This window comes from Desulfurella sp., from assembly GCF_023256235.1.
In the GTDB taxonomy this organism is placed as follows: domain Bacteria; phylum Campylobacterota_A; class Desulfurellia; order Desulfurellales; family Desulfurellaceae; genus Desulfurella.
Genome location: NZ_JAGDWY010000028.1, coordinates 1 through 8,593, shown reverse-complemented (window position 1 = coordinate 8,593; position 8,593 = coordinate 1). Strand labels below are relative to the sequence as shown.

Sequence of the window (8,593 nt, the reverse complement as noted above, 5' to 3'; positions counted from 1 at the left end):
AGCGTTCGTACCAAATTCTCAAACAAAATGGCGTACTTGCATATATTACTAGTAATAAGTGGTTAAGAGCGAAATACGGAGAAAAGTTAAGAGAATTTTTAAGTAAAAACACAAAAGTGAATCAAATTATACAAAAATAAATCAAAATTTATGCTATATAAAAAATAAAATTCTAAGTATTGATTCAAAATATTTAGGATATTGCCATTTTTTAAGATTTAAATTATAAATTAATTTTCATAAAATATTAACAAAATAATGAAAACATATAGTTAAATAATTAGGAACAGTTTTTGCTTTAGTTAATATTGAACAAAATTTAAAAAAGGGGGTTTATATGTTAGGTAAAATTTCAAACTTTTTTGTAAAACTTATGCAAAAGTATATGCCAGATCCATTTTTATTTGTTATCGTTTTAACTTTGTTGTCTTTTGTTATGGCATTATTGCTTACGCCAACGCCATTTATAAAAATGGTTGAGGATTGGTACAAAGGTTTGTGGGCTATATTAACATTTGGTTTGCAAATGGTACTCATATTAGTAACTGGATATACTCTAGCTGAAACAAAAATTATTAAAAAATTTTTAACTTTTTTAGCTGGCATACCATCAGATCAAGCAAATGCTGCAGTAATGATATTTTTGATTGCAGCAATAGCTTCTTTTATTAATTGGGGATTAGGGTTAATTACGGGAGCAATATTAGCCAGAGAAATAGCCAAAAGAGTAGAAAAAGCAGATTTTGGGTACCTGGTTGCTAGTGCTTACATAGGTTTTATAGTATGGGCAGGAGGCCTATCAAGTTCAATTGCATTAGTTATTGCATCAAAAGGCAACCCGATGAATATAATTGAACAACATACACATGAAATCGTTGGTTTATCGCAAACTGTTTTTGCCTGGTATAACTTAATAGCTACTGTGATTACGGTGATTATTCTTTCTTTTGTAATATACTTTACACAACCAAAAAAAGACCTCAAAATAATTGATAAATCAATACTTGAAACACAAGATAAAGAGTTAGAACAAGCAAAAGAAGTTAAAAAAGATAACACTTTTGCCTCCAAACTTGAAAATGCCTGGATACTTAACGTTATAGTATTTTTAATTGGTTTGATCTATCTTTTTAAATTTGGGTTTAAATTAGATATAAATAAATTTATATTCATAATGTTTTTAGCTGGACTTATTCTCCACTGGAAACCCATTGTTTATGTAAAAACTTTTAATAATGCAGCCAAAGTTACTGGCCCATTAATCTTGCAATATCCCCTATATGGTGGCATTATGGGACTTATAACTGGCAGTGGTCTTGCAGCTGTTATGGCAGGATGGTTTGTAAGTTTTTCTACAGCTCACACTTTACCTTTCTGGTCATTTATTTCATCCATAATCATTAGTTTATTTATACCATCTGGTGGAGGACACTGGGTAGTACAAGCACCTATTATGGTGCCCGCTGCACAAACCCTTGGCTCTTCTCAAGCCTTAACAGCGATGGGAATAGCTTACGGCGAACAGGTAGCAAATATGATACAGCCATTTTGGGCATTACCTATACTAGCTATAGCCAGGCTTGGTGCAAAAGATATAATGGGCTATTGTACTTTGGCTTTATTTATTGGAACAATTATTTTTGGCTCCATGTTAATAATAGTCGGTTAAAAGGAGGAGAAACATGAGTGTATGTATTATTGGCACTTCTCACACAAAATTCGGCAAGTTGCCAGAAAACATTTATGAGCTTATAGTAAGCTCAGGTAAAAACGCCATAAAAGATGCACAAATAGACGCAAAAGAAATAGATGCTATATGGATTGCAAACTATGGTAGCCTTGATTTTAACAATCAGGGCCACCTTGGTCCTGTTGGTGTAGAAATAGACGAGTCTATAAGGTTTAAAACCTGCGTTAAAGTTGAAAGTGCTTGCGCAAGCGGTTCTGCTGCAATACTGCAAGCCATAAACGCTATCGAATCTGGCAGAGTAAGATTTGCCTTGGTTATTGGTGCAGAAAAAATGACATCACTAAATACAAAAGGTATAACAGAAGTTTTAGCAAAAGGATCTTACTGGCCACAAGAAGGTCAAATGGGTATGACTTTCCCAGGACTTTTTGCCGAATATGCAAAAGGCTATCAAGCTCATTTTGGTTTTAGCAATGAACAATTAAGACAGATATTTGCAAAAGTTTCATCAAAAAACCACAAAAATGCACTTTTAAACCCGCTTGCACAAATGCCACTTGATATTTCTTATGAAGATATCCTCAATATGCCAGATAGCAAAAATCCGATAATAGCTGATCCTTTAAGGCTTTTTGATTGTTCTCTAATAACAGACGGCGCAGCTGCTGTAGTTATGACCAATATAGAAAATGCTAGATCAATAAAACATGAAATTGTAGAAATAGCAGCTCTGGAGTCTGCTTGCGATTACCTATCTTTATCCAAAAGGCCTAACTATGAATTTACAGCAGGCAAAGTTGCAATAAAAAGGGCTTATGAAAAAGCAAAAATAACGCTAAACGATATAGACTTTGCCGAAGTTCATGACTGTTTTACAATTGCAGAAATATTGGCATACGAAGCCCTTGGCATAACACCGGATGGAGAAGGATACAAAGCTTTAGAAGAAGGTATTGTTTATAAAGATGGAAAAATACCTATAAACTTATCTGGTGGTCTTAAAGCCAAAGGACATCCAGTTGGCGCAACTGGCGTATCAATGGCTGTTATTGCAACAAGACAGCTTACTGGTAAAGCACTTGGCTTTCAGTTAAATAATCCAAAAATTGGACTAACATTCAATATTGGTGGATCTGCTGCAAGCAATTTTGCAACAGTATTTAAAAGAATATCCTAAAGAGGGTGTTGTATGTACGAGATTGATTTGAAAGGCAAATGCGCTCTTGTAACTGGAGGCTATAAAGGCATTGGCTACACTGCAAGTATAGCTCTTGCAAAAGCAAAAGCAAATATAGTAATTGCTGCAAGGAACTATGAATTGTGTCTACAAAAAGCAAAAGAGTTAAGATCCATTTTTGGTATTAATTGTCTTGCAGTAAAGATGGATGTAAGCGATTTGGAAAGTGTAAAAAATGCTGTAAGCAAAGTAAAAGATGAGTTTGGAAAAATCGATATACTTATCAATGCAGCAGGTATTTCTGGCGTTCAAAAACCTGTGATTGAGCTAAGCGAGTCTGAATTTGATGAAGTATTCAATATAGATTTCAAAGGAACATTTTTTGTATCCCAACAAGTCGCAAAAATAATGGTTGCCCAAAATAGTGGCAAAATTATTAACATTGCTTCGATCTTAGGAAAACTTGCAACACCATACATGAGTGGTTACTGCACAAGTAAAGCAGCTGTTATACACTTTAGCAAAGTGCTGGCATTAGAACTTATAAAATACAATATCCAGGTAAATGTAGTTTGTCCCGGGTATTTTTTAACAGACATCAATAAATCATTTTTTAATACACAAAAAGGAAAAGAATACATAAAAGAGCGCATACCAGTAAAAAGGGTTGGAGAATTAAGTGAACTTGAAAGTACATTTATTTATCTAGCAAGCGCTCCTAGCTTTTTAACAGGCGCAGAAATTATCATAGATGGCGCCCAAACAATTATCTAAAGGAGGCTTTAATGCTTAGAACAAAAGAACAATACTTTGAAAAATTATTTTCTATGAAACCCAATGTATACATAGGTGGCAAAAAGGTTACAAGGGATGACCCCAGGCTAAGACCTGGCCTTAATGTACTTGGAGTGACATTTGATTTAGCTCAAGATGAAAAATGGAAAAATGTAGCAACGGCTCATTCAAATCTAATAAATAAAGAAGTAAACCGCTGGGCTTACCTGCCTCAAAACCCATACGATTTGATGCAAAAACAAAAGCTAATAAGGCTTGCCGCAAGGAGAGTAGGTGGTTGTATTCAGCGCTGTATGGGACATGATGCCATAAATGCTTTAGCTATTTGCACAAAAGAAATTGATGAAGCAAAAGGTACAAACTACCATGAAAGATTTATGAATTATTTAAAGGATTACCAGGAAAATGACCTTGTTGGTTGTTGTGCCCAGACGGACTCAAAAGGTGACAGATTAAAAAGACCCAGCGAACAACAAAACAAAGACCATTATGTTCATATAGTAGAAGAAAGAAAGGATGGAATAATAGTTAGCGGTTTCAAAATGTCTGTTACACAAGCAGCTTACGCAGACGAGATAATAGTAATCCCCACACGTGCACTTAAAGCAGACGATAGGGATTTTGCCGTAGCTTTTGCCTTACCTGGAGATTGGGATAATATGCATCTAATAACAAGACCCGTATGGCTTAGAGACAAAGATGATAAAAATGCACCACCTTTTTGTACATATGGTGTATCGGATTCTGTTATTGTATTTGACAATACATTCGTACCAAAAGAAAGAGTGTTTATGTGTGGTGAGTGGGAATTTGGCAGAAGGCTTGCGTTGCTTTTTGCAGATTCCCACAGGCATAGTTATTCTGGGTGTAAACCTGCAGTTTCCGACATCTTATGCGGTGCAGCTTCTTTGGCAGCACAAGCTAACAATATAGAAAAAGTACCTCATGTAAAAGAAAAACTAACAGAGTATGCAGGTGCGGCTGAGCTTGCATATGCAGCTGGAATTGCTGCTGCTGTATTTGGCGAAAAAACAAAATCCGGTGTATTTTTCCCAAACCCGATTTATGCAAATGTAGGCAGGAGACTAACAGGAGAACTTATCTATCATGAATATAATCTTTTAACGGAAATAGCAGGTGGTATAAGCGTTACCTTACCATTTAAAGAAGATTTTTTTGCTGAAGAAACAAAAGGATTTTTAGAACAATTCATAGTAAGAAATCCAAATCTAACAGCTGATTACTCATTAAAGTTATGGAAGTTTATAGAAGATGTTGGGGCATCACCTATGACAGCCTGGTATGAAATAGCTGGAGTTCATGGGGGTGGTTCGCCAATTATGGAAACAATAGCTTTAAGCATTGAATACGATTTTGAAACAAGAAAAAATTTAGCCCGCTATCTTGCAGGTATTGATGACTCATACGATGAATCAAAAGAGCTAAATTTAGAACCAAACGATATTAAATAGGAGGCAAATATGGAAAGTATTGGCGAGCTACTGGGATTTCATCATCCAGATGAAATGAGGGAGTTTTTTAGAAAAAAATCTAAAAAAATGACAAGTAAACTCATGGATTTAAAGCAAGCAGTTTCTCTTGTAAAAGAAGGCGACTATATATCCATAGGAGGCTTTGGTACTGTAAGAATACCTACAGCTTTTATACATGAGCTTTTAAGGGCAAAGAAAAAAAACCTAATAGCAGCGTGTTTTACATCTAATGTAGATACAGACCTTTTGGCTGCAGGCAAAACATTTAATAAAGCTGATGCATCTTATATTATTTCATTTGAAGCACTTGGAGCACCAAAGGTATTAAAAAAATACTTTGAAAGTGGATCAATTCAGTTAACAGAGTGGTCCAATGGTGCAATGGGATGGCGCTATAAAGCAGCTGCCATGGGTTTATCATACTTGCCCGTAAGGTCAATGCTTGGAACAGATACGCAAAAATACTCAGCAGCAAAAGAAGTCACGTGTCCATTTACCGGTATGAAGTATTTAGCTGTCCCTGCACTGTATCCTGATGTAGCAGTTATACATGTCCATGCAGCAGATATTTATGGTAATAGTTATATACGAGGTGTCCTTGTAGCTGATGTGGATATAGCAAAAGCTTCAAAAAAGGTAATTATTACCACAGAAAAAATTGTACCGACAGAATTCTTTAGAGATAACCCGCAAAACACCACTATACCATTTTACCAGGTAGATGCAGTAGTAGCTACACCATACGGGAGTTACCCATGCAATATGCCATATGAATATTTTATGGATGTAGATCATTTAAGAGAATTTCTAAAAGCTGCAGAAGACGAAAAAACCTTCCAGGAGTATTTAGATAAAAACATATACAACTGCAATGATTTTTATGAGTATCTGGATAACTGTGGTGGCATAAGAAGGCTTGAATACCTAAAAGACTTAGAAAGTCAAATAATCATAGAAGGGGGCCTAAGATGAACACTTACAACGATATAGAATTAATGATATGCGTAGCTTCAAGAATATTTGAAGATGGTGCAAGCGTATCTGTAGGCACAGGTATACCGTGCGCTGCTGTTATGCTTGCCCAAAAACTATATGCACCGAATATACTGATAACATTTGAAGCAGGTGCCGTTGCTCCAGTACTTCCTGCTATGCCAATATCAGTTGGTGATTCAACAACAATGCACAAAGCTCTTCAAACTGGCTCTACATGTGATCAAATGGAAATGATTCAACGAGGCCTTATTGATTACTGTTTTTTGGGGGGTGCCCAAATAGATGCCTATGGCAATATTAACTCCACAGTCATCGGCGATTACAAAAAACCAAAGGTAAGGTTTCCAGGCTCAGGTGGAGCAAACGATTTTGCTTCTATGGCATGGAGAATTGTTATGGTAGTGCCTCACTCAATAAGAAGATTTACAAACAAAATAGACTTTATCACTACACCTGGCTATCTAACAGGACCAGGTGCTAGAGAGCAGGCAGGTTTGCCACCAAATACAGGTCCATACAAAATTATTACTAACTTAGCAGTTATGGGCTTTGATGAAGAAACTAAAAGAATGACGCTTGAATCCATTCATCCAGGTGTCAGTATTGATGATATTAAAAACAACACGGGTTTTGAATTAATAATCAAGCAAACACCTAAACAAACTGAGCCGCCCACACAAGAAGAATTAAGAATACTTCGTGAAGAAGTAGATCCATTTAAAGCTGTAATAGAAAGAAAAGCTGAATAATTTTATAAAAGGGGGTAAATTTTATGATTAAAGGTAAAGTAAAAGACGCAATATGGATCCTGGAGGGTGCTTTGGCTATCGTCATTGCCATACTTTTTTTTGCTAAGTTACCGACTCTAACAGTATTTTTTAGTATTCTACTCTTAGCAAATTTTATGCTAATTGGAGCTGGCTCAAGGGTAGATAAAATGTTTTTGATTTATCCTTATGGAACATTTTTGGTAATTTTCTGGGGAGGTTTTTTAGGCTTATTCTACTATTGGAAGCTTTACTATAATGCAATACCAAAAACTCTATTTCTTGGAATGCACCCAGGAACAGCTATTTTATGGGTTGTTTTTCTTGTATTAGGTGGCTTTCTTACAACTATTCTCTCATACACAGTGCTTTTTGAGAAAAATGTAATTTCGCAAAAAGAATGGGATGCGTTTATTTCTGATGTAGAGGATTTTAATAAAAAGCATGAACAAGAAGAAAAACCAGAAGAAGAAATTAAATGATGGGAGGTCTTTTTATGAAAACGGCGGAGATAATTGTAACGCTATTATATTCACTTATAGTTTTATGGTGGGCAATAAGTGCTAAAAAACAGGCTGATAAAAGTGGTGCTAAATTTTTTGCATCCAGTAAAACTTTCGGTGCTTTAGTAGCCGGTCTTGCCGCTGCAACGACTGGCATGAGTGGTTTTGGTTTTGTTGGTGGACCTGGTCTTAATTACAAATTTGGATCAGCAGTAATGTATATGGGTATATTTTTTACTGTAAGTTACGGTTTAATGATGTGGCTAAATGGTAAACCAATGAGAATGATGTCTGTAATTACTAATATCGAAACATTTGCAGATTTAGGAGATGTCAGATATGGAAGCAGAACTTTAAGGTTTTTGATAGCTATTAATTTAATTATCTGTATATTTGCCTACCTTGGAGCTCAAATTTTAGCCGGCGGATACATTTTAAATTCTATTTTTGGAATTTCAGTAAAAGCTGGTGGTTTAGCGCTATTAATATTTACTCTTATATACACTGTTTACGGTGGTATGGTTGGAAGCATAAAGGTTGATTTTTTACAAGGTATCTTAAAATTATTTAGCATAATAGGCATTATTATTGGATTTTACTATATCACAGGTGGGATGGGTCATGCAACTATAACAATTGCATCAAGTAAATTGTTTGGACCTCAGTTTATAGATCCAATAGGACATCCGGATAATATTATGCTACCGCTTGCTATGTCGTGGGTTTTTGTTTTGGCAATTGGCGTTATAGGTCAACCTCATGTAAATACAAAGCTATATTCTCTAAAAAGTTATAAAAGCCTGAAAACATTTGGACTGGTAGGCGGAGTAGGTTATGGCATAATGAGTCTTTTATACATACTGCCTGGAACGGCAGTCCTGTATTTAGTAGCTTCAGGTCAGGTTAAACCATTTAAAGTACCTGATGAAACCATATTTCATTTTTTTAATCATTTACCACCTGTTTTAGCTATTATACTTTTTGCCGGGCTTCTTGCAGCTACTATGTCTACTTCAAGTTCATTTTTAGTTATAGGTTCCTCAATTATAACAAGAGATATTCCTAAATCCTTCAAAAAGACATTATCGCAAAAAGAAGAAGTAATTTGGGGCAGGTGGGCACTGATAATTTTAACTATAGGGGCCGGTATTTTTGGATTATACGGTGGGTAT

At 35.4% G+C, this 8,593-nt stretch carries 8 protein-coding genes; all 8 read left to right on the top strand.

Annotation, left to right across the window (positions count from 1 at the left end):
- Positions 1–337: 337 nt before the first annotated feature.
- Entirely contained in the window at positions 338–1,669 is a 1,332-nt protein-coding gene (locus Q0C22_RS02885; protein WP_291490569.1) for a TIGR00366 family protein, read from the top strand.
- 13 nt (positions 1,670–1,682) lie between these two features.
- The gene (locus Q0C22_RS02880) at positions 1,683–2,867 is read left to right on the top strand and encodes a thiolase domain-containing protein (protein WP_291490568.1); all 1,185 of its coding nucleotides are present in this window, start codon (positions 1,683–1,685) and stop codon (positions 2,865–2,867) included.
- A 12-nt stretch (positions 2,868–2,879) separates the two neighbouring features.
- On the top strand, positions 2,880–3,641 hold the full coding sequence (locus Q0C22_RS02875) for an SDR family NAD(P)-dependent oxidoreductase (RefSeq protein WP_291490567.1): 762 nt from the start codon (positions 2,880–2,882) through the stop codon (positions 3,639–3,641).
- An 11-nt stretch (positions 3,642–3,652) separates the two neighbouring features.
- Positions 3,653–5,134 (top strand): 4-hydroxyphenylacetate 3-hydroxylase N-terminal domain-containing protein, encoded by a 1,482-nt coding sequence (locus Q0C22_RS02870; RefSeq protein ID WP_291490566.1) that lies wholly within the window; start codon positions 3,653–3,655, stop codon positions 5,132–5,134.
- Between the two features lie 9 nt (positions 5,135–5,143).
- Positions 5,144–6,127 (top strand): CoA transferase subunit A, encoded by a 984-nt coding sequence (locus Q0C22_RS02865; protein ID WP_291490565.1) that lies wholly within the window; start codon positions 5,144–5,146, stop codon positions 6,125–6,127.
- Positions 6,124–6,900: a CoA-transferase subunit beta gene (locus tag Q0C22_RS02860; RefSeq protein WP_025391855.1), complete on the top strand. Its 777-nt coding sequence runs from the start codon at positions 6,124–6,126 to the stop codon at positions 6,898–6,900. The genes Q0C22_RS02865 and Q0C22_RS02860 overlap by 4 nt, the downstream gene beginning before the upstream one ends.
- Before the next feature lie 23 nt (positions 6,901–6,923).
- The gene (locus Q0C22_RS02855; RefSeq protein ID WP_291490564.1) at positions 6,924–7,400 is read left to right on the top strand and encodes a hypothetical protein; all 477 of its coding nucleotides are present in this window, start codon (positions 6,924–6,926) and stop codon (positions 7,398–7,400) included.
- Between the two features lie 14 nt (positions 7,401–7,414).
- The coding region (locus Q0C22_RS02850; RefSeq protein ID WP_291490563.1) for a hypothetical protein at positions 7,415–8,593 on the top strand (1,179 nt) is incomplete at its 3' end.

What these genes read in the sequence shown, in the direction of transcription:
- Q0C22_RS02885 (WP_291490569.1), top strand. Translation starts at nt 338, where the DNA reads ATGTTAGGTAAAATTTCAAACTTTTTTGTAAAACTTATGCAAAAGTAT.
- Q0C22_RS02880 (WP_291490568.1), top strand. Translation starts at nt 1,683, where the DNA reads ATGAGTGTATGTATTATTGGCACTTCTCACACAAAATTCGGCAAGTTG.
- Q0C22_RS02875 (WP_291490567.1), top strand. Translation starts at nt 2,880, where the DNA reads ATGTACGAGATTGATTTGAAAGGCAAATGCGCTCTTGTAACTGGAGGC.
- Q0C22_RS02870 (WP_291490566.1), top strand. Translation starts at nt 3,653, where the DNA reads ATGCTTAGAACAAAAGAACAATACTTTGAAAAATTATTTTCTATGAAA.
- Q0C22_RS02865 (WP_291490565.1), top strand. Translation starts at nt 5,144, where the DNA reads ATGGAAAGTATTGGCGAGCTACTGGGATTTCATCATCCAGATGAAATG.
- Q0C22_RS02860 (WP_025391855.1), top strand. Translation starts at nt 6,124, where the DNA reads ATGAACACTTACAACGATATAGAATTAATGATATGCGTAGCTTCAAGA.
- Q0C22_RS02855 (WP_291490564.1), top strand. Translation starts at nt 6,924, where the DNA reads ATGATTAAAGGTAAAGTAAAAGACGCAATATGGATCCTGGAGGGTGCT.